At 71.9% G+C, this 19,889-nt stretch carries 19 protein-coding genes; 18 read left to right on the top strand and 1 reads right to left on the bottom strand.

Annotation, left to right across the window (positions count from 1 at the left end):
• The first annotated feature begins 293 nt into the window (after positions 1 to 293).
• From ABII15_RS08670 to ABII15_RS08615, 12 genes are all read left to right on the top strand, one after another.
• Positions 294 to 1,967, top strand: a complete 1,674-nt coding sequence (locus ABII15_RS08670) for a CTP synthase (protein ID WP_353941695.1) — start codon at positions 294 to 296, stop codon at positions 1,965 to 1,967.
• Positions 1,968 to 2,061: 94 nt separating this feature from the next.
• On the top strand, positions 2,062 to 2,691 hold the full coding sequence (locus ABII15_RS08665) for an NUDIX hydrolase (protein ID WP_353941694.1): 630 nt from the start codon (positions 2,062 to 2,064) through the stop codon (positions 2,689 to 2,691).
• 480 nt (positions 2,692 to 3,171) lie between these two features.
• Positions 3,172 to 5,208: a tetratricopeptide repeat protein gene (locus ABII15_RS08660; RefSeq protein WP_353946995.1), complete on the top strand. Its 2,037-nt coding sequence runs from the start codon at positions 3,172 to 3,174 to the stop codon at positions 5,206 to 5,208.
• Positions 5,209 to 5,353: 145 nt separating this feature from the next.
• Positions 5,354 to 6,469 carry an alanine dehydrogenase gene (gene ald / locus ABII15_RS08655; protein WP_353941693.1) on the top strand — a complete coding sequence of 372 codons (1,116 nt, stop codon included), beginning with the start codon at positions 5,354 to 5,356 and terminating at the stop codon, positions 6,467 to 6,469.
• 379 nt (positions 6,470 to 6,848) lie between these two features.
• Entirely contained in the window at positions 6,849 to 8,042 is a 1,194-nt protein-coding gene (locus tag ABII15_RS08650; protein ID WP_351445483.1) for a ParA family protein, read from the top strand.
• Complete coding sequence (locus ABII15_RS08645) at positions 8,027 to 8,611, top strand: hypothetical protein (RefSeq protein WP_353941692.1); 585 nt, start codon at positions 8,027 to 8,029, stop codon at positions 8,609 to 8,611. The genes ABII15_RS08650 and ABII15_RS08645 overlap by 16 nt, the downstream gene beginning before the upstream one ends.
• Positions 8,612 to 8,628: 17 nt before the next feature.
• On the top strand, positions 8,629 to 9,600 hold the full coding sequence (locus ABII15_RS08640; RefSeq protein WP_353941691.1) for a segregation/condensation protein A: 972 nt from the start codon (positions 8,629 to 8,631) through the stop codon (positions 9,598 to 9,600).
• Positions 9,597 to 10,238 carry an SMC-Scp complex subunit ScpB gene (gene scpB / locus ABII15_RS08635; protein ID WP_353941690.1) on the top strand — a complete coding sequence of 214 codons (642 nt, stop codon included), beginning with the start codon at positions 9,597 to 9,599 and terminating at the stop codon, positions 10,236 to 10,238. The genes ABII15_RS08640 and scpB overlap by 4 nt, the downstream gene beginning before the upstream one ends.
• 10 nt (positions 10,239 to 10,248) lie before the next feature.
• Positions 10,249 to 11,382: a pseudouridine synthase gene (locus tag ABII15_RS08630; RefSeq protein WP_353941689.1), complete on the top strand. Its 1,134-nt coding sequence runs from the start codon at positions 10,249 to 10,251 to the stop codon at positions 11,380 to 11,382.
• 88 nt (positions 11,383 to 11,470) lie between these two features.
• Positions 11,471 to 12,232: an NUDIX domain-containing protein gene (locus ABII15_RS08625; protein ID WP_353941688.1), complete on the top strand. Its 762-nt coding sequence runs from the start codon at positions 11,471 to 11,473 to the stop codon at positions 12,230 to 12,232.
• The gene (locus ABII15_RS08620) at positions 12,229 to 13,230 is read left to right on the top strand and encodes an ADP-ribosylglycohydrolase family protein (RefSeq protein ID WP_353941687.1); all 1,002 of its coding nucleotides are present in this window, start codon (positions 12,229 to 12,231) and stop codon (positions 13,228 to 13,230) included. The genes ABII15_RS08625 and ABII15_RS08620 overlap by 4 nt, the downstream gene beginning before the upstream one ends.
• Positions 13,231 to 13,290: 60 nt before the next feature.
• The gene (locus ABII15_RS08615) at positions 13,291 to 14,055 is read left to right on the top strand and encodes a nucleotidyltransferase domain-containing protein (RefSeq protein WP_353941686.1); all 765 of its coding nucleotides are present in this window, start codon (positions 13,291 to 13,293) and stop codon (positions 14,053 to 14,055) included.
• Positions 14,056 to 14,061: 6 nt separating this feature from the next.
• Here ABII15_RS08615 and ABII15_RS08610 read toward each other — a convergent pair whose 3' ends face one another.
• Entirely contained in the window at positions 14,062 to 14,745 is a 684-nt protein-coding gene (locus ABII15_RS08610; protein WP_353941685.1) for a nucleotidyltransferase domain-containing protein, read from the bottom strand.
• A gap of 128 nt (positions 14,746 to 14,873) precedes the next feature.
• On the opposite strand from ABII15_RS08610, the gene ABII15_RS08605 reads away from it, so the two are divergent.
• From ABII15_RS08605 to der, 6 genes are all read left to right on the top strand, one after another.
• Entirely contained in the window at positions 14,874 to 15,314 is a 441-nt protein-coding gene (locus tag ABII15_RS08605; RefSeq protein ID WP_353941684.1) for a YidB family protein, read from the top strand.
• Between the two features lie 118 nt (positions 15,315 to 15,432).
• Positions 15,433 to 15,804: a chorismate mutase gene (gene aroH / locus ABII15_RS08600; RefSeq protein WP_353941683.1), complete on the top strand. Its 372-nt coding sequence runs from the start codon at positions 15,433 to 15,435 to the stop codon at positions 15,802 to 15,804.
• Positions 15,801 to 16,886 (top strand): prephenate dehydrogenase, encoded by a 1,086-nt coding sequence (locus ABII15_RS08595; RefSeq protein WP_353941682.1) that lies wholly within the window; start codon positions 15,801 to 15,803, stop codon positions 16,884 to 16,886. The genes aroH and ABII15_RS08595 overlap by 4 nt, the downstream gene beginning before the upstream one ends.
• 90 nt (positions 16,887 to 16,976) lie before the next feature.
• Complete coding sequence (gene cmk / locus ABII15_RS08590) at positions 16,977 to 17,657, top strand: (d)CMP kinase (protein WP_353941681.1); 681 nt, start codon at positions 16,977 to 16,979, stop codon at positions 17,655 to 17,657.
• Complete coding sequence (locus tag ABII15_RS08585; protein ID WP_353941680.1) at positions 17,654 to 18,301, top strand: lysophospholipid acyltransferase family protein; 648 nt, start codon at positions 17,654 to 17,656, stop codon at positions 18,299 to 18,301. The genes cmk and ABII15_RS08585 overlap by 4 nt, the downstream gene beginning before the upstream one ends.
• Before the next feature lie 80 nt (positions 18,302 to 18,381).
• Positions 18,382 to 19,857, top strand: coding sequence for a ribosome biogenesis GTPase Der (gene der / locus ABII15_RS08580; protein ID WP_353941679.1), 1,476 nt, complete (start codon positions 18,382 to 18,384; stop codon positions 19,855 to 19,857).
• Positions 19,858 to 19,889: the final 32 nt, after the last annotated feature.

Raw genomic sequence — 19,889 nt, 5'->3', positions numbered from 1 at the left:
GCCGAGTGTCCGAGCAGGATACGACGCGCTCAAGTGATCCGCGTGCCGCTCACGGCAACGCGCCTGGGCCGAACGGGTGAGCCACGGAAGAGTGTGCCGTGACGGCGGTATACCGGTGCTCCTTTGTGGTGACGCATGTGCGGAGCGTGGCCGGAAGCAGTCTCCCCGATGCGCTGATACCCTGGTAGCCCGTGAGCCGGTGGTCCTAGAACCCCCGAACCGCAGCGACGGCGCCTCCCCCGGAGGACCCGGCACGCACCCCAGACCGCGACCACGGGAGCCCCCTCTTGGCCATGACGCCCAAATCCACGACGACCAAGCACATCTTCGTCACCGGGGGTGTCGCCTCATCCCTCGGCAAGGGCCTCACCGCCTCCAGCCTCGGAATGCTGCTCAAGGCACGGGGCCTCCGCGTCGTCATGCAGAAGCTCGACCCGTACCTGAACGTCGACCCGGGGACGATGAACCCGTTCCAGCACGGCGAGGTGTTCGTCACCAACGACGGCGCCGAGACCGACCTGGACATCGGCCACTACGAGCGTTTCCTCGACGTCGACCTCGACGGCTCGGCCAACGTCACCACCGGCCAGGTGTACTCGCAGGTCATCGCCAAGGAGCGGCGCGGCGAGTACCTGGGCGACACGGTCCAGGTCATCCCGCACATCACGAACGAGATCAAGCACCGCATCCGCCGCATGGCGACGGACGAGGTGGATGTAGTGATCACCGAGGTCGGCGGCACGGTCGGCGACATCGAGTCGCTGCCGTTCCTGGAGACCGTCCGCCAGGTCCGCCACGAGGTCGGCCGCGACAACGTCTTCGTCGTGCACATCTCGCTGCTGCCCTACATCGGCCCCTCCGGCGAGCTGAAGACCAAGCCCACCCAGCACTCGGTGGCCGCCCTGCGCAACATCGGCATCCAGCCGGACGCCATCGTGCTGCGCTGCGACCGCGAGGTCCCCACCGCCATCAAGCGCAAGATCTCGCTGATGTGCGACGTGGACGAGGACGCCGTCGTGGCCTGCCCCGACGCCCGCTCGATCTACGACATCCCGAAGGTCGTGCACACCGAGGGCCTCGACGCGTACGTGGTCCGCAAGCTGGACCTGCCGTTCCGCGACGTGGACTGGACGACCTGGGACGACCTGCTCGACCGCGTCCACAACCCCGACCACGAGATCGTCATGGCCCTGGTCGGCAAGTACATCGACCTGCCCGACGCCTATCTGTCGGTGACCGAGGCGCTGCGCGCCGGCGGCTTCGCCAACAAGGCCCGCGTCAAGATCAAGTGGGTCACCTCGGACGACTGCAAGACGCCGGCCGGCGCCAAGAAGCAGCTCGGCGACGTGGACGCGATCTGCATCCCCGGCGGCTTCGGCGACCGTGGTGTCAGCGGCAAGGTGGGCGCGATCCAGTTCGCCCGCGAGAACAAGATCCCGCTGCTCGGCCTCTGCCTCGGCCTCCAGTGCACGGTCATCGAGGCCGCGCGCAACCTGGCCGACATCCCGGACGCCAACTCCACCGAGTTCGACGCGGCCACCGCCCACCCGGTCATCTCGACCATGGCGGAGCAGCTCGACATCGTCGCAGGTGAGGGCGACATGGGCGGCACCATGCGGCTCGGCATGTACCCCGCCAAGCTCGCCGAGGGCTCCATCGTGCGCGAGGTGTACGACGGCAAGGAGTACGTCGAGGAGCGCCACCGCCACCGCTACGAGGTGAACAACGCCTACCGCGCCGAGCTGGAGAAGAAGGCCGGACTGCAGTTCTCCGGCGTCTCCCCGGACGGCAAGCTCGTCGAGTACGTCGAGTACCCGCGCGACGTCCACCCCTACCTGGTCGCCACCCAGGCCCACCCGGAGCTGCGCTCGCGCCCGACGCGTCCGCACCCGCTCTTCGCCGGCCTGGTCAAGGCCGCCGTGGAGCGCAAGGTGAAGGCCGCCGCGGGGGCCAAGAAGGCCAAGTAAGGCCTGTCGTACCAGCGATGTACGGTTACCGGGGTGCGTGCCAAATGCGGCACGTGCCCCGGTTTCTTTTGCGTACGTGGGAGGACGTTCCGGCATGACGACGATCAAGGACACCGCCGAGCAGTGGGAGGTCCGAGCGACCGAGACCCCCTTCGTCGGGCACAAGACCTCGGTGCGTACGGACGATGTCGTCATGCCGGACGGGACCGTGGCGCAGCGCGACTACCAGGTCCACCCCGGCTCGGTCGCCGTGCTCGCCCTCGACGACCAGGAGCGGGTGCTGCTCCTGAAGCAGTACCGGCACCCCGTCGGCATGAAGCTCTGGGAGATCCCGGCCGGGCTGCTCGACGTCCCCGGCGAGAATCCGCTGCACGCGGCGCAGCGGGAGCTGTACGAGGAGGCGCACGTCAAGGCCGAGGACTGGCGCGTTCTCACTGACGTGTACACCACTCCGGGTGGGTGCTCGGAGGCCGTGCGGATCTTTCTCGCCCGGGGGCTGTCCGAGGCGGACGGGGAGCGGTTCGAGGTGGAGGACGAGGAGGCGGACATGGAGTTCGCCCGGGTGCCGGTGGGGGAGCTGGTGCGGGGGGTGCTCCGCGGTGAGCTGCACAACAACTGTCTTGTGGTGGCGGTGTTGTCGTTGAGTGCGGTGCTGGCGGGGGACGGGGTGGATGCGCTGCGGCCTGCTGATGCCGAGTGGCCGGCCCGGCCGTTCGACGCCTAGACGCTGTCGCGGGTTCGGTTCTCGCGCGGGTGCCGGCCCGGTGGGGGCTGGTCGCGCAGTTCCCCGCGCCCCTGAGGCATGCGCTGACGCGCAGCCTCCCCTTGAGGCTGCGGCTTCGCCGCGCCTCTGGTGATGAGATGGCGCACGCAGTGCGCATCTCAGGGGCGCGGGGAACTGCGCGAGAAGCGGCCACCGGCCGTCAGCCGACGTACGACCCAGGGGCGCGGGGAACTGCGCGAGAAGCCCCACCGGAGCCGCGGACGAATAACCACCCCGGTCAGACCATCCGCTGATCCGATCGGGGGACCCGCCCGCGCTGCCCGGCCAGGGCAACGGCACCCCCTGAACTAGGCTCGGCCTCGCCCCTGCCGACCCCCGGAGGGGCTGGCGTGAGACGGAGCGTGGCCCGTGACGAATCAGGCGGTCGAGGAGCCCTCTGGGCGAGCCCGAAAGCGGCGCCGCACCCGCCGCGGCCTGGACATGACGGCCTCTCAGTTTCTCGGGCGCGGGCGTGAGTTGAAAGAGCTGCGCGCCGACATCGAGCGCGCCGGCCTGGACACCCTGTCGGGCCGCAAGGCACCCAGGGCCCGGGTCCTGCTCATCGCGGGCCGCCCCGGCACCGGCCGCACCGCACTCGCCGGGGAACTGCTGCGCCAGATCGCCGACCGCTACCCGGACGGCGCGGTCCGGACCCGGCTCACCGCGCCCGACGGCACCCCGGTGCCGACCGAGCGCGTCGCCCGCGACCTGCTGGACGCGCTCGACCTGCCCGCACCGCCCGGCGAGTCCGCCGACGATCTGACGGAGCGGCTGCGCGAGGGGCTGTCCGTGCGCCGGGTCGTCCTGCTGCTCGACGACGCGAGCAGCGCCGAACAGGTCGACGAGCTGCTGCCCGAGACCCCCGACTGCCTGGTGGTGGCCGTCGCCGAGGGCCCGCTCACCGGCATCCCGGACGTGCGGCCCTGCACGATCGGCGGCCTCGACACCAAGTCCGCGGTCGAACTGCTCACCCGGCACACCGGTTCCGTGCGGATCACCTGCGACCCGCGCTCGGCCGAGTCCCTGGTCGAGGTGTGCGGATCCGAGCCCGCGGCGCTGGAGATCGCCGGCGGCTGGCTCGCCGTACGGCCCAAGGAGTCCGTGGCCGATCTGGCCAAGCAGCTGCACGCGCTGGACGGCGACGGCCCCGCCCTCGCCCGCGTGTTCCGGCATGCCTACGCGTCCCTGCCGGCGCCCGCCGCCCGGATACTGCGATACCTGTCCCTCGCGCCCGAGGGCTACGTCGACCCGCACACCGCCTCCGCGCTCGCCGGCTGCTCGGTGTCCGCCGCCCGCACCACGCTCGACGACTTCGTGACGCTCGGGCTCGTCCGGGGCGTCGCCTCCGAGCTGCCGCAGTACGAGGTGCCGGGCTGTCTGCTGCCGCTGCTGCGCGGGCTCACCGAGACCCTGGACCGGCCCGGCGAGGTGCAGCTGGCCCGCGCCCGGATGCTGGAGCGCACGGTGCGGCTGCTCACGTCCTGCCGCGCGATCACCGAGCCCGACGGCTCCCCGCCCCGCAAGAAGCTCGCTGGGCTGCCCAGCGCCCTGCGGTTCGCCGACGCCGAGGCGGCCGCCGAATGGCTGCGGGTGCGCCGGCCCACCCTGCTCGCGGCGGCCCGGCTCGCCGTGGCGGACGGCGAGCTGGACACCCTGGCGCGGCGCCTGATGGCGGCCCTGACGCGGGCCCTGGTCGCGCACCGCGGGCCGGAGGACGCCGCCGCCGAGCTGTACGGCATCCACCGGCTCGTCCTCGACGTCGCCGAGCGGCGCGACCTGCCGCGAGAGAAGGCCGCCGCCCTGCTCAACCTCGCCGATCTCGACGCGCGGACCGGCCGCACCCAGGACGCCCTGGCCCGCTACCGGGCCGCGCTGGACGCCGGACGGGCGGCCGGCGACCCCTATGCGACCGGCCGCGCGATGGAATCCGTAGGCGGCACCTACCAGGAGCTGGGGGACTGGCAGCGGGCCGCCGACTGGTACGGCCGCGCCCTGTCCCAGCGGCTCACCCGGGGCGAGCGGGCGGACGCCGCGCGGCTGCACGGCCGGATCGCGGCGGTGCACACGTACGCGGGGCGCTACGGCGACGCGCTGCGCGGCTGGCGGTCGGCCGTCGCCGGATACCGCAAGGAGGGCGACGTCCCGGCGCAGGCGCGGGCGCTGAGCGAACTGGCGCGCGTGCAGGAGTACGCGGGCCGTCCCGAGGACTCGCTCTACACGTGCCAGGAGGCCGTCGAGTGGGCCCGTCAGGCCAAGGACGTACGGCTCCAGGCGGCGCTCCAGCTGCGGCTGGCGGACACCCTCGAACGGCTCGGCGACCCGGCCGCGGCCAAGCTGCACCGCAGTGCCGCCGAGCGCATGCTGGGAGAGGAAATCGCGCCGGCGCCGACCGAAGGCAAGCAGGCCAGTCCGGAAGCAAACCCTTCGGAACAAGCCGCTAACGCCTACGAAATCCGTAGTGCACCCGCAGAAGATTGATGCATCGAAAGGCTAGACAGCCGGAAAACCTTCATTAGACTGGCTCCGCCGCGTCCTTCCGCGGTGTCTCCCGGTGCGCCCCTCGGAGCACTGGTATGTAGTGCATTGCCCGAAAAATCCCCTGAGCCAAGGACCGTGATCGACGATGAAGGTCGGCATCCCCCGCGAGGTCAAGAACAACGAGTTCCGGGTGGCCATCACCCCTGCCGGCGTGCACGAGCTGGTGCGCCACGGCCACCAGGTCCTCGTCGAGCAGAACGCCGGTGTGGGTTCCTCGATCACGGACGCCGAGTACGTCTCGGCCGGCGCGCAGATCCTCGGCACCGCCGACGAGGTCTGGGCCACCGCCGACCTGCTCCTGAAGGTCAAGGAGCCGATCGCGGAGGAGTACCACCGCCTGCGCAAGGACCAGACGCTCTTCACGTACCTGCACCTCGCGGCCTCCCGGGAGTGCACCGACGCGCTCCTGGAGTCCGGCACCACCGCCATCGCCTACGAGACCGTCGAGACCGCCAACCGCGCGCTCCCGCTGCTCGCCCCGATGTCCGAGGTCGCGGGCCGCCTCGCCCCGCAGGTCGGCGCCTACCAGCTGATGGCCGCCAACGGCGGCCGCGGCGTGCTGCCCGGCGGCGTCCCCGGTGTCGCGGCCGGCAAGGCCGTCGTCATCGGTGGTGGCGTCTCCGGCTGGAACGCCGCGCAGATCGCCATCGGCATGGGCTTCCACGTGACCCTGCTCGACAAGGACATCAACAAGCTCAAGGAAGCCGACAAGATCTTCGGTACGAAGATCCAGACCGTCGTCTCCAACGCCTTCGAGCTGGAGAAGGCCTGCCTCGACGCCGACCTCGTCATCGGCGCCGTCCTGATCCCCGGCGCCAAGGCGCCGAAGCTGGTCACCAACGAGCTCGTGTCGCGCATGAAGCCCGGAAGTGTCCTTGTCGACATCGCGATCGACCAGGGCGGCTGCTTCGAGGACTCGCACCCGACGACGCACGCCGAGCCGACCTTCCCGGTCCACAACTCGGTCTTCTACTGCGTCGCCAACATGCCGGGCGCGGTCCCGAACACGTCGACGTACGCGCTGACCAACGCGACGCTGCCGTACATCGTCGAGCTCGCCAACCGCGGCTGGGCCGAGGCCCTGCGCCGGGACCCGGCCCTGGCCCTGGGCCTGAACACGCATGACGGCAAGGTCGTTTACAAGGAGGTCGCCGAGGCCCACGGCCTGGACCACGTCGAGCTGGAGACCCTCCTGGGCTGACGCCCCCGTACGACCCCCGACCGACCGCCCGTACCGGGCGGGCGTCAACGGGAGTCGTCAATCTCACGCCTGCGGCCGGACCTTGCGAGGGGTCCGGCCGTCCTTTTGGGGGCACGACGGGCGCGTGGACATGGTCAACTCGCCGTGAACGTAACCCTTTAACCGATTCGCGCCCCTGTGAAACCCGCCGAAGAACCGTCATACGCCCTTGACATGAGGGTGTTCCCCGGTCGCTGAAGTGCCGACACATCGTGCCGGGTCCGGCGGATTGTGTTGCTGCGGAGTGGTGACACGCCATAGAGTCGCAAACCGTCGGCATGGTGCCACGCTGACCTATCGATAAATTTTCCTGGTCACATCCAAGGAGGTAAGACGACTTGTGAATGAGTCGACATTTACTCCCGGAGGTGGCCAGCCAGGCGGACAAGGACCCGCGGGGCTTCAGGCTGTCGGCTCCGTCGCTGTTCGTACCTTCGCGGCCCGCCAGAGTGGCTATCAGGGCAGCTCGTCCCAGAGCCCCCAGCAGACGCCGACGCAGACAGCACACCAGAGCATGGATGGCCATCACGTGAACGCCATGGCCGGCGACCGAAGTGGCGACACACACAGCCACTTCGCCGACTACGACGAACTGTCCCCCGAGGGACACTTCTACGACCCAGACGCCGAGTACGAGCCCGATCCGGAGTACGCGGCCACGCTCGCGCCCGACGCTGCCCGCCAGCGCCGTGAGCGCATCGGCCCGACCGGGCGGCCGCTCCCGTACTTCCCGATTCCAGGACCGCTGACCGACCACGGCCCCGCGAAGATCATCGCGATGTGCAACCAGAAGGGCGGCGTCGGCAAGACCACGTCGACCATCAACCTGGGTGCCGCGCTCGCCGAGTACGGTCGCCGGGTCCTGCTCGTCGACTTCGACCCGCAGGGTGCCCTGTCGGTCGGCCTCGGCGTGAACCCGATGGAGCTCGACCTCACGGTCTACAACCTGCTCATGGAGCGGGGGATGTCCGCCGACGAGGTGCTGCTGAAGACGGCCGTTCCGAACATGGACCTGCTGCCCAGCAACATCGACCTGTCCGCCGCCGAAGTGCAGTTGGTCAGCGAGGTCGCGCGCGAGTCCACGCTCCAGCGGGCGCTGAAGCCGCTGATGGACGACTACGACTACATCGTGATCGACTGCCAGCCCTCGCTCGGCCTGCTGACCGTGAACGCGCTGACGGCCGCTCACAAGGTCATCGTCCCGCTGGAGTGCGAGTTCTTCGCGCTGCGCGGTGTCGCGCTGCTGACCGAGACCATCGAGAAGGTCCAGGAGCGGCTCAACCCCGAGCTCGAACTCGACGGCATCCTCGCCACGATGTACGACTCGCGGACCGTGCACAGCCGTGAGGTGCTCGCGCGTGTCGTCGAGGCCTTCGACGATCACGTCTACCACACGGTCATCGGCCGGACCGTCCGCTTCCCGGAGACCACGGTCGCCGGTGAGCCGATCACCACGTACGCGTCCAACTCCGTCGGTGCCGCCGCCTATCGCCAGCTCGCCAGGGAGGTGCTCGCCCGGTGTCACGCCGAGTGAGTCTGCCGGGGGCCGACGAACTGTTCCGTACGACCGGGGGCATGGCACTGCAGGCGTCGTCACCGAGACGCGCGGCGAACGGTGAGGCACGGGTGCCCGCGCCGGCCGGGGAGAGCGACGAGGCGGCCGCCGCGTCGTCCGCCCCGGAGGAGGGCGAGGGCGAGGCCGCTCCGTCCGCCGAACACACCGCCGCGGACGCGGAGTCCGACTCCGGGTCGCGTGGCCGGACCGCCGCCGCGGAGCCGGCCGAGAAGCCCGCACGGCGCTCGTCCGGCGGCGCGCAGGAAGGTTCTGCCGCCGGTGGCCGGGGCACGGGTCAGGCCCGCCGCCGCGCCCGCGCCGCGAACCGTCGGCCCAGCGGCCGGGAGCGGCACGACGAGAAGATCACCGTGTACGTCTCCGCCGAGGAGCTGATGGACCTGGAGCACGCGCGGCTGGTGCTCCGCGGGGAGCACGGGCTCGCCGTGGACCGGGGACGGATCGTGCGCGAGGCCGTCGCCGTGGTCCTGGCCGACCTGGAGTCGCGCGGCGACGCCAGCATTCTCGTACGCAGGCTTCGCGGGCGGTAGCCTCCGGCATTGTGCCCGTGAACGATTCCTCCTCCCTCTCTCCCGACCGGGGTGCGCGTCGGCGCGCCTTGGGACGGGGGGCGCTGGCCGCCCCGGAGGAGGCGGAGCCCGAGGCCGTCGAGCCCGCTCACGAGGCCCCGGCCGAAGAGGTCCCCGCCGAGGAGGCGCCGGACGACGGGCGCTTCAAGGTCCGGCTCGCCAACTTCGAGGGTCCCTTCGATCTGCTCCTGCAACTGATCTCGAAGCACAAGCTGGACGTCACCGAGGTCGCCCTGTCGAAGGTCACCGACGAGTTCATGGCGCACATCCGTGCCATGGGGCCCGACTGGGACCTGGACCAGACGACGGAGTTCCTGGTCGTCGCCGCCACGCTGCTGGATCTGAAGGCCGCCCGGCTGCTCCCGGCCGCCGAGGTCGAGGACGAGGCCGACCTCGCGCTCCTGGAGGCCCGGGACCTGCTCTTCGCCCGGCTGCTCCAGTACCGCGCGTACAAGCGGATCGCCGACATCTTCACCGCGCGCATGGACGACGAGGCGCGCCGCTACCCGCGGACCGTGGGCCTGGAGCCGCACCACGCCGAGCTGCTGCCCGATGTCGTCATCAGCATCGGCGCCGAGGGGTTCGCGAAGCTGGCCGTGAAGGCGATGCAGCCGAAGGCCAAGCCGCAGGTGTACGTCGAGCACATCCACGCCCCGCTGGTGAGCGTGCAGGAGCAGGCGGGCGTGGTCATGGCGCGGCTGCGGGACCTGGGGGAGGCCAGTTTCCGCGAGCTGGTGGCCGACACCGACGACACCCTCACCGTCGTCGCGCGGTTCCTGGCGCTCCTGGAGCTGTACCGGGAGAAGGCCGTCGCGCTCGACCAGGAGACCGCGCTGGGCGAGCTGCTCGTGCGGTGGACCGGCGGTGACGGCGACGAGCGGCCGGTGGTGACCGACGAGTTCGACCGGGCGCCCGAGCCCGTCGGCGACGACAAGGAGAGTGCGCGATGAGCGTGGACGGCGCGACCGGTGTCGCGGGGCTCGACCTGAAGCCCGCGCTGGAGGCCGTGCTCATGGTCGTCGACGAGCCGGCCACCGAGGAGCACCTCGCCAAGATCCTGCAGCGGCCCCGGCGGGCCGTCGCCGACGCGCTGCGGGAGCTCGCCGACGAGTACACCGTGCAGGGGCGCGGCTTCGAGCTGCGGCTCGTCGCGGGCGGCTGGCGGTTCTACACCCGGCCCGCGTACGCGGCCGCCGTGGAGGGCTTCGTCCTGGACGGGCAGATCGCCCGGCTGACCCAGGCCGCCCTGGAGACCCTGGCCGTGGTCGCGTACCGCCAGCCGGTCAGCCGTTCCCGGGTCTCCGCCGTGCGCGGAGTGAACTGTGACGGGGTCATGCGGACCCTGTTGCAGCGGGGGCTGGTGGAGGAGGCGGGCGCGGAACCCGAAACAGGTGCGATCCTGTACAGGACGACGAACTACTTCCTGGAGCGGATGGGCCTGCGCGGCCTGGACGAGCTGCCGGAACTCGCGCCCTTCCTCCCCGAGGCGGACGCGATCGAGGCGGACACGCTGGAAGGGGTCCCGTCCTTCGACCCGGACGCACCCGATGCGCCGGGCCCGGAGTACACCGAGCACACAGCCGACTAACGGAAATTTGATGCGAAGCAGCAGCGGCAGGAACAGCAGCGGAAACAACGGCGGGAGCCGTGGTGGCAACAGCGGCGGCCGCGGCGGGAGTGGCGGCGGCCGCGGTAATCACCGCGGCGCCGGCAACGACCGCGACGACAAGCAGGGCGGCAGCGCCCGCCCGAAGAGGCCGCGCCCGGAGGAGCGGCGTTACGACGTGGGCCCCGGCGCCACCCAGGACGGCCCGAAGTCGGGTCGCGGCGCCTCCGCGCGCGGCGGCGCCAAGGGCGGCCCCAAGCGCGGGCAGCAGCCCTCGCAGGGCCGCGGGCGCTGGGCCCCGGCCACCTCGCGCGAGTACGACGCCCGTGCCGAGGAGCGCAACCGCGAGCGGTACGCGGGCAAGCCGAAGGTGAACCTCCCCAAGACGTTCCCCGGCGCCGAGCAGGAGGGCGAGCGGCTGCAGAAGGTGCTGGCCCGGGCCGGCTACGGCTCGCGGCGCGCCTGCGAGGAGCTGGTCGAGCAGGCCCGCGTCGAGGTCAACGGCGAGATCGTGCTCGAGCAGGGCATGCGCGTCGACACCGAGAAGGACGAGATCAAGGTCGACGGTCTGACCGTGGCCACGCAGTCGTACCAGTTCTTCGCGCTGAACAAGCCGGCCGGCGTCGTCTCCACCATGGAGGACAACGAGGGCCGGCAGTGCCTCGGCGACTACACGAACAACCGCGAGACGCGGCTGTTCCACGTCGGACGGCTCGACACCGAGACCGAGGGCGTCATCCTGCTCACCAACCACGGTGAGCTGGCCCACCGCCTCACGCACCCGAAGTACGGCGTGAAGAAGGTCTACCTCGCGCACATCGTGGGCCCGATCCCGCGCGACCTGGGCAAGCAGCTCAAGGACGGCATCCAGCTGGAGGACGGGTACGCCAAGGCGGACCACTTCCGCGTCGTGGAGCAGACCGGCAAGAACTACCTGGTCGAGGTCACCCTGCACGAGGGCCGCAAGCACATCGTGCGGCGGATGCTCGCCGAGGCCGGCTTCCCGGTCGACAAGCTGGTGCGCGTCGCCTTCGGGCCGATCACCCTGGGCGACCAGAAGTCGGGCTGGCTGCGCCGCCTGTCGAACACCGAGGTCGGCATGCTGATGAAGGAAGTCGATCTGTAGGCCGGACCTCCGGACTCTCCCGCAAGGGTTGTCGTGGGCGACCCCCTCCTTTAAAGTCTCTAAGACCAATAAGGGAGGGGGTCGCCGCATGTCCGTGCAGGGCTACGACAAGTACGCCTACGAACCGTTCGCCGTCACCGTCGACCTGGCCGTCTTCACGCTCAGATCGGGCCGGCTGCACATCCTGCTCGTCGAGCGCGGCCAGGAGCCGTACGCGGGCCAGTGGGCGCTGCCCGGCGGCTTCCTGGAGCCCGACGAGGCCGCCGAGGAGGCGGCCCGGCGCGAGCTGGCCGAGGAGACCGGACTGGCCGACGTCGCCGGGCTCCACCTGGAGCAGCTGCGCACCTACAGCGAGCCGGGCCGCGACCCCCGGATGCGCGTCGTCTCGGTCGCCTTCGCCGCCCTGGTGCCGGACGCGCCGCAGGCGCAGGGCGGCGGCGACGCGGCACGGGCCGCCTGGCTGCCGTACGAGGAGGGGGCCGGCGGCGCGTACGGCCCGCTCGCCTTCGACCACGACCGGATCCTCGCCGACGCCCACGAGCGGATCGGCGGCAAGCTGGAGTACACCTGCCTGGCCACCGCGTTCTGCCCACCCGAGTTCACCCTCGGCGAGCTGCGGCAGGTCTACGAGGTGGTGTGGGGGACCGAGCTCGACCCGGCGAACTTCCGCCGCAAGGTGCTCGCCACCCCCGGCTTCGTCGAGCAGATCCCCGGCGCGTCCCGGCTCACCGGAGGCCGCGGCAAGCCCGCCGCGCTGTACCGGGCCGGCGGCGCCGGATCCCTCCACCCGCCGCTGCTGCGGCCCGCTCCCGAGCCCGTGCCCGATGCGAAGAAGGGTCCTTCCTCATGATCAAGCGCGCCGCCACCGGATCGCTGCTCGGGCTGGCGCTCGGGGACGCGCTCGGCGCCCCGACCGAGTTCCACGACGTACCGGCGATCCTGGCGATGTGCGGCCCGTGGCGGGAGATGGAGCTGCCCGACGACGGCCCCGTCGCCTGGATCACCGACGACACGCAGATGGCGCTCGCCGTCGCGCGGGCCGGGGCGCCCGAGGCCCCCGAGCGGTACGCCGACGCCCTGCGCCGCGAGTTCATCGCCTGGAACCGCTCGCCCGACAACAACCGCGCCCCCGGCAACACCTGCCTGCGCGCCTGCGACCTCCTGGAGGACCCGCGGCGCGACTGGCGCGACGCCAGCCAGATCCACTCCAAGGGCTGCGGCGCCAACATGCGGGTCACCCCGCTCGGACTCGTACCGGGCCTCGACGACGAACAGCGGGCCGGGGCCGCCCAGTTGCAGGCCGCGCTCACGCACGGGCACCCGACCGGGCTCGCCGCGAGCGACCTGACCGCGCGGGCCGTGCACCTCCTCGCGCAGGGCGCCGACCCCACCGGACTCGTCGGACGGCTGCGGTCGTACGCGCTCGAGAACCGCACCCGGTACCACGAGCGCTGGCTCGGCGACCTGTGGCTGCGCTCCCAGGACGCGGGCCCCGAGGAGTTCATCGCGCGCGGCTGGGACGAGTGCCTGGGCGTCCTGGAGCGGCTGGAGGGCGCGCTGCGGGACGCGAACCCCGAGGTCGACCCGTGCCTCGCCACCGGCGCCGGATGGATCGCCGAGGAGGCGCTCGCCACCGGGCTGCTGTGCTTCCTGCTGTTCGTCGACGAACCCGCGCTCGCGCTGCGCCGGGCCGCCTGCACCTCGGGCGACTCGGACTCGATCGCGGCGCTGGCCGGGGCGTTCGCCGGAGCGCGGCTCGGCGCCGACGCCTGGCCCGGGCCGTGGGTCGAGCGGATCGAGCACCGGGACGAACTGCTCGGGTTCGGAAAGCGGTGGGACGCCGCGTGAGCAGCGGCGACGCCGGATAATTCGGTGGGGCGCGCGGGCGGAGTCGGAGAGCATGGGGAGATGACCGACAACGCCCTGCTGCCGGCGTCCGTGGACCTGACCGCCGTGGTCGCCGCGGAGCCCGACCCGCTGCTCTTCGCGACCGTCTCCGGCGCGCACCTGTACGGCTTCCCGTCCCGCGACTCGGACGTGGACCTGCGCGGAGTGCACCTGCTGCCCGCCGAGGCGCTGGTCGGGCTGCGCGAGCCGGAGGAGACCCGGTCGCGGATGTGGTTCGAGGACGGCGTCGAGATGGACCTCGTCACGCACGACCTGCGCAAGTTCGTCCGCCTCATGCTCCGGCGCAACGGCTATGTGCTGGAACAGCTGCTCTCCCCGCTCGTCGTCCACACGGGCGCCGCGCACCGGGAACTCGCCGCCCTCGCGCCCGGCGTCATCACCCGCCACCACGCCCACCACTACCGGGGCTTCGCGGGCACCCAGTGGCGGCTGTACGCGAAGAACCGGGAGCTGAAGCCGCTGCTGTACACGTTCCGGGTGCTGCTCACCGGAATCCACCTGATGCGCACCGGCGAGATCCAGGCCGACCTGCCCACCCTGTACGACGAGGTGGGCCTCGGCCCGGACTATCTGCCCGGGCTGATCGAGGTGAAGGCGGCGGCCGAGCACGGGCCCGCCCCGGTCGACCCGGGCCGGGCCGAGGCCGACATCGAGGCGCTGCACATCCGCCTCGACGAGGCGCAGGCCGCCTCGAAGCTGCCCGACGCCCCGACCGCGTACGACGCCCTGCACGACTTCGTGGTGCGGGCCCGCCTGGGGAACTGACCTCCCTCAGGCGCGGGCCGAGGCGCGGCGGGTGCGGACCAGGAAGTCCTCGACACGGGCCCGGTCCGGCTCCGGCGGGAGCGGGGTGCGGTCCGCCGCCGCGTCCGCCTCCGCGGTCAGCCGGGCCATCCTGCGGTCCACCTCGGGCCAGGGCACCTCGCCCCGCTTCACCGCGAGCAGCGCGGCACGGTCCTCACCCACGTCGATCCGCAGCTCGCCGGTGCGCAGCAGGTCGCGGCTGGACGCCAGCAGCCGCAGCAGGTGCATCGCGTGCTTCCAGCGCGGGGCGCCGTGGGCGCGGACATCGGCCTCCAGCTTCCTGCGCTGGCCTGCCGCGTACCGGGCGAATGTCTCGTGCGCCCGGCGGGAGAGGAACGCCCCGCGCAGGGCGAGCAGCTCCTCGCCCGCCGGGGTCAGCCGCTCGACCAAGGGGGAGTGCAGGCACTCCAGGACGTTGGGATTGGCGCGCAGGGCCAGCTCGCAGAAGCGCTCCAGCTCCCAGGAGAACTGCTCGTCGGCCGGCCCGTCGACGTGCGTCGGCGGCTTGTCGAAGCGCCAGAACAGCTCCGTCGGCGCGACGTACACGCCCCGGCGGTCCGTGTCGCTGTCCTCGGTGGCCAGGCCGAACGCCCGCGAACCCATCACGCAGGCGTAGATCGTGTGGTCGCGGACCAGGTCGTGCGGGTGCATGCCGTGAGCGTAGGCGGCCGGCCCGCCGGGCGTGATCGAATTTCCGCTGACCCGGCCGAGTGGCGGCCCGGTGCGCTTCGGGTGACATTGAGGTGGTTCGCGTTTCCCCGAGCCCGAAAGGCACCCCCATGGCGGGCAACGATCTCGGAAGTCTGCTCGGCGGTCTCCTCGGCGGAGGCGGCCAGGGCGGCTCGTCCGGCACCGGCAACATCCTCGGCCAGGTTCTCGGCTCCGTGCTGAGCGGCAAGACGGGCGGGGGCGGCGCCGCGGGCGGGTCCAATCCGCTCGGCGGACTGATGGACATGATCACGAAGTCCGGCCTGGTCAGCCAGGAGCAGCTCGACTCGTGGGTCGGCACGGGCAGCAACCAGCCGCTCGACGCCGACCAGGTCAAGCAGGCCATCCCCGACGAGACCCTGGACCGGGCCGCCGCCGACGCGGGCATCAGCCGCGACCAGGTCGCCGACCAGGTGGCCCAGGAGCTGCCGCAGCTCGTCGACAAGATCACTCCCGACGGGCAGGTCCCGGCCGTCTCCCTGGAGGAGCTGGCCAAGCAGCAGAACCTCTGAGACGCACGTATCGCGGCGCGCGGCCCCGTCTCGGCAGACGGGCGCCGCGCACCCGTGCGTGCGGGCCCAATTACGCTGGTGCGGACAGACGTACGCAGCACAAGCAAGGAGCACCGTCGTGGCGGTACGAGCGGTCCGGGGCGCCGTCCAGCTGGAGCGGGACGCGGCCGACCACATGGACGAGCAGGTCGGTGAGCTGCTCACCACGGTCCTGGAGCGCAACGGCCTGACCGCGGACGACCTGATCTCCATCTGGTTCACGGCCACGCCCGACCTGCACTCCGACTTCCCCGCGGCCGCCGCCCGCAAGCTGGGCGTCGACGGTCTCGCCGACGTGCCGCTGATCTGCGCCCAGGAGCTGGAGATAGCGGGCGCCATGCCGCGCGTCGTCCGGCTCCTCGCGCACATCGAGACCGACCTGCCCAAGTCCGAGATCGCGCACGTGTACCTCGGTGCCGCGGCCGCCCTCCGCAAGGACATCGCCCAGTGAGAACCGCACTCGTCATCGGCACCGGCCTGATCGGCACCTCCGCCGCCCTCGCCCTCGCCTCGCGCGGGGTCACCGTGCACCTCGCCGACCACGACCAGGCGCAGGCCCGCACGGCCGCCGCGCTCGGCGCCGGGACCGACGAGCCCCCGGAGGGCGTCGTCGACCTGTGCGTGGTCGCGGTGCCGCCGGCGCACGTCGCCGCCCAGCTCGCCGACGCGATGCGCGCCGGCACGGCCCGCGCCTACCTGGACGTCGCCAGCGTGAAGGGCGGCCCGCGCCGCGAGCTGGAGGCGCTGGGGCTCGACCTGACCTCGTACATCGGTACGCACCCGATGAGCGGCCGCGAGCGCAGCGGACCGCTCGCCGCGACCGCCGACCTCTTCGAGGGCCGCCCCTGGGTGCTCACCCCGACCCGGGACACCGACACCGAGGTCCTGAACATCGCCCTCGAACTGGTCGCCCTGTGCCGCGCGGTCCCCGTCGTCATGGACGCCGACGCCCACGACCGGGCCGTCGCCCTCGTCTCCCACATGCCGCACCTGGTCTCCACCATGGTCGCGGCCCGCCTGGAGAACGCCGAGGAGAGCGCCGTCCGGCTCTGCGGGCAGGGCATCCGCGACGTGACCCGGATCGCCGGGTCCGACCCGCAGATGTGGATCGACATCCTCTCCGCGAACCCCGGCCCGGTCGCCGACCTGCTCTCCGCGGTCGCCGGTGACCTGGAGGAGACCGTACGGTCCCTGCGCTCCCTGCAGTCCGCCGACGACGCCAAGCGCCACGAGGGCGCCGAGGGCGTCGAGGCCATGCTCCGGCGCGGCAACGCCGGACAGGCCCGGGTGCCCGGCAAGCACGGCGCCGCCCCGGCCGCGTACGAGATCGTCGCCGTGCTCATCTCCGACCAGCCCGGCGAGCTGGCCCGCATCTTCGCCGACGCCGGCGCGGCCGGGGTCAACGTCGAGGACGTCCGCATCGAGCACGCGACCGGGCAGCAGGCCGGTTTCGTGCAGCTCATGGTGCAGCCCGCCGCCGCCCCGAAACTGGCCGCGTCCCTGCGCGAGCGGGGCTGGGCCATGCGCCAGTAAAAGGCGCCTGCCAGAGCCAGTAACCTTGTGCGGGGCGTGTCCGCGCCCCGTACGCATGCCCCCGTGCACTGAGAAAGGTGTCCGTCACCCATGGAAACCCCGGCAGCTGTCATCGTCGCGATCGACGGACCCTCCGGCACGGGCAAGTCCAGCACCTCGAAGGCCGTCGCCGCGCAGCTCGGTCTGAGCTACCTGGACACCGGCGCCCAGTACCGCGCCATCACCTGGTGGATGGTGAACAACGGCATCGACCTGACCGACCCGACCGCGATCGCCGCCGTCGCCGGCAAGGCCGACATCGTCTCCGGCACCGACCCGGCCGCGCCCACCATCACGGTGGACGGCACGGACGTCGCCGGCCCGATCCGCACCACCGAGGTCACCTCGAAGGTCTCCGCCGTCAGCGCGGTGCCCGAGGTGCGCGCCCGCATCACCGACCTCCAGCGCTCCATCGCCAAGGGCGCCGAGGTCGGCATCGTCGTCGAGGGCCGCGACATCGGTACGACCGTGCTGCCCGACGCCGACCTCAAGATCTTCCTCACCGCCTCGCCCGAGGCCCGCGCCGCCCGCCGCTCCGGCGAGGTGAAGGGCTCGGACGTCAAGGCGACCCAGGAGGCCCTGGTCGCCCGCGACAAGGCCGACTCCAGCCGCAAGACGTCGCCGCTGGCCAAGGCCGGCGACGCAGTCGAGGTGGACACCACCGAGCTCACGCTGCAGCAGGTCATCGAGTGCGTCGTGACGCTGGTCGAGGAGAAGCGGGCCGCCAAGTGACCGATGCGCCCTCCGTGCGAGGTGCCGAGGTCGGGCGGCGGATCGGCGTCGGCCTGATGTACGGGCTGTGGAAGCCGCGCGTCCTCGGGGCGTGGCGAGTTCCGGCCACCGGCCCGGTCATCCTCGCGGTGAACCACTCCCACAACGTGGACGGCCCCATGGTCATGGGTGTCGCCCCGCGCCCGACGCACTTCCTTATCAAGCAGGAGGCGTTCATCGGGCCGCTCGGCACGTTCCTCGAAGGCATCGGGCAGCTGAAGGTCGACCGCACCAGCGCCGACCGGACCGCCATCACGCGCGCCCTCGACGTGCTGAAGAACGGGGGAGTGCTCGGCATCTTCCCCGAGGGCACCCGAGGCGACGGCGACTTCGCGTCGCTGCGCGCCGGCCTCGCGTACTTCGCCGTGCGCGGCGGGGCACCGATCGTCCCGGTGGCCGTCCTGGGAAGCACGGAGAAGCGCGGACGGTTGATAAAGGGGCTGCCCCCGCTGCGCAGCCGGGTCGACGTCGTCTTCGGCGACCCCTTCGAGGCGGGCGACGGCAGCGGACGGCGTACGCGCAAGGCGCTCGACGAGGCGACCGTGCGCATCCAGGAGCGGCTCACCGGCCACCTGGCGGACGCCAGGCGCCTGACCGGGCGCTGAGCGAGACTTTCAGTAGTGCACCGGCCTCCGACCGAGACGGCGCACCGATCACCACGAATGAACGACGAGGTACGGACTTCATGAACGACCAGATCCAGCCCGAGGACTCCCCGGAGTACGAGCACGGGGCGCTCGGCGACGCGGAGTACGCGCAGTTCATGGAGCTCGCCGCCGAAGAGGGCTTCGACATCGAGGACGTCGAGGGCGCCATCGAGGAGGCGGGCCACGGCCCGCTGCCCGTGCTCGCCGTCGTCGGCCGCCCGAACGTCGGCAAGTCGACCCTGGTGAACCGCATCATCGGCCGCCGCGAGGCGGTCGTCGAGGACAAGCCGGGCGTCACCCGCGACCGCGTCACCTACGAGGCCGAGTGGGCGGGCCGCCGCTTCAAGGTCGTCGACACCGGCGGCTGGGAGCAGGACGTGCTCGGCATCGACGCGTCGGTGGCCGCGCAGGCCGAGTACGCGATCGAGACCGCCGACGCCGTCGTCTTCGTGGTCGACTCCACGGTCGGCGTCACCGACACCGACGAGGCCGTCGTCCGGCTGCTGCGCAAGGCCAAGAAGCCGGTGGTGCTCTGCGCCAACAAGGTCGACGGCCCGTCCGGCGAGGCCGACGCCACCGCCCTGTGGTCGCTCGGCATCGGCGAGCCGCACCCGGTCTCCTCGCTGCACGGCCGCGGCACCGGCGACATGCTGGACGCCGTCCTGGAGGCGCTGCCCGAGGCGCCGCAGCAGACGTTCGGCGGCGTCGGCGCCGGCGGCCCGCGCCGCATCGCGCTGATCGGCCGACCGAACGTCGGCAAGTCGTCGCTGTTGAACAAGGTGGCGAACGAGGACCGCGTCGTCGTCAACGAGCTGGCGGGCACCACCCGCGACCCGGTCGACGAGCTGATCGAGCTGGGCGGCGTCACCTGGAAGTTCGTCGACACGGCGGGCATCCGCAAGCGCGTCCACCTCCAGCAGGGTGCCGACTACTACGCCTCGCTGCGCACCGCGGCCGCCGTGGAGAAGGCGGAGGTCGCGGTCATCCTGATCGACTCCTCCGAGTCCATCTCCATCCAGGACCAGCGGATCGTGACGATGGCGGTCGAGGCGGGCCGCGCGATCGTCGTAGCCTTCAACAAGTGGGACACCCTCGACGAGGAGCGCCGCTACTACCTGGAGCGCGAGATCGAGACCGAGCTCGGTCAGATCGCGTGGGCGCCCCGGGTGAACGTGTCGGCGCGCACCGGCCGCCACATGGAGAAGCTGGTCCCGGCGATCGAGACGGCGCTGGCCGGCTGGGAGACCCGCGTCCCCACCGGGCGGCTGAACGCCTTCCTCGGCGAGCTGGTCGCCGCCCACCCGCACCCGGTCCGCGGCGGCAAGCAGCCCCGCATCCTGTTCGGGACGCAGGCCGGTACGAAGCCGCCGCGGTTCGTGCTGTTCGCCTCCGGGTTCATCGAGGCGGGCTACCGCCGCTTCGTGGAGCGCCGGCTGCGCGAGGAGTTCGGCTTCGACGGGACGCCGATCCACATCTCCGTCCGGGTGCGGGAGAAGCGCGGCAAGAAGAAGTAGCGGGGGCCGCGGAAGCGGTCGCGCCGGGGGCC

It is taken from the genome of Streptomyces sp. HUAS MG91 (assembly GCF_040529335.1).
Lineage (GTDB): Bacteria > Actinomycetota > Actinomycetes > Streptomycetales > Streptomycetaceae > Streptomyces > Streptomyces tabacisoli.
This window is presented reverse-complemented; position numbering and strand designations above follow the sequence as displayed.

What these genes read in the sequence shown, in the direction of transcription:
- ABII15_RS08665 (WP_353941694.1), top strand. Translation starts at nt 2,062, where the DNA reads ATGACGACGATCAAGGACACCGCCGAGCAGTGGGAGGTCCGAGCGACC.
- ABII15_RS08615 (WP_353941686.1), top strand. Translation starts at nt 13,291, where the DNA reads ATGACCGACAACGCCCTGCTGCCGGCGTCCGTGGACCTGACCGCCGTG.
- ABII15_RS08660 (WP_353946995.1), top strand. Translation starts at nt 3,172, where the DNA reads ATGACGGCCTCTCAGTTTCTCGGGCGCGGGCGTGAGTTGAAAGAGCTG.
- ald (WP_353941693.1), top strand. Translation starts at nt 5,354, where the DNA reads ATGAAGGTCGGCATCCCCCGCGAGGTCAAGAACAACGAGTTCCGGGTG.
- ABII15_RS08625 (WP_353941688.1), top strand. Translation starts at nt 11,471, where the DNA reads ATGTCCGTGCAGGGCTACGACAAGTACGCCTACGAACCGTTCGCCGTC.
- ABII15_RS08605 (WP_353941684.1), top strand. Translation starts at nt 14,874, where the DNA reads ATGGCGGGCAACGATCTCGGAAGTCTGCTCGGCGGTCTCCTCGGCGGA.
- ABII15_RS08670 (WP_353941695.1), top strand. Translation starts at nt 294, where the DNA reads ATGACGCCCAAATCCACGACGACCAAGCACATCTTCGTCACCGGGGGT.
- ABII15_RS08620 (WP_353941687.1), top strand. Translation starts at nt 12,229, where the DNA reads ATGATCAAGCGCGCCGCCACCGGATCGCTGCTCGGGCTGGCGCTCGGG.
- ABII15_RS08630 (WP_353941689.1), top strand. Translation starts at nt 10,249, where the DNA reads ATGCGAAGCAGCAGCGGCAGGAACAGCAGCGGAAACAACGGCGGGAGC.
- cmk (WP_353941681.1), top strand. Translation starts at nt 16,977, where the DNA reads ATGGAAACCCCGGCAGCTGTCATCGTCGCGATCGACGGACCCTCCGGC.
- der (WP_353941679.1), top strand. Translation starts at nt 18,382, where the DNA reads ATGAACGACCAGATCCAGCCCGAGGACTCCCCGGAGTACGAGCACGGG.
- ABII15_RS08610 (WP_353941685.1), bottom strand. Translation starts at nt 14,745, where the DNA reads ATGCACCCGCACGACCTGGTCCGCGACCACACGATCTACGCCTGCGTG.
- scpB (WP_353941690.1), top strand. Translation starts at nt 9,597, where the DNA reads ATGAGCGTGGACGGCGCGACCGGTGTCGCGGGGCTCGACCTGAAGCCC.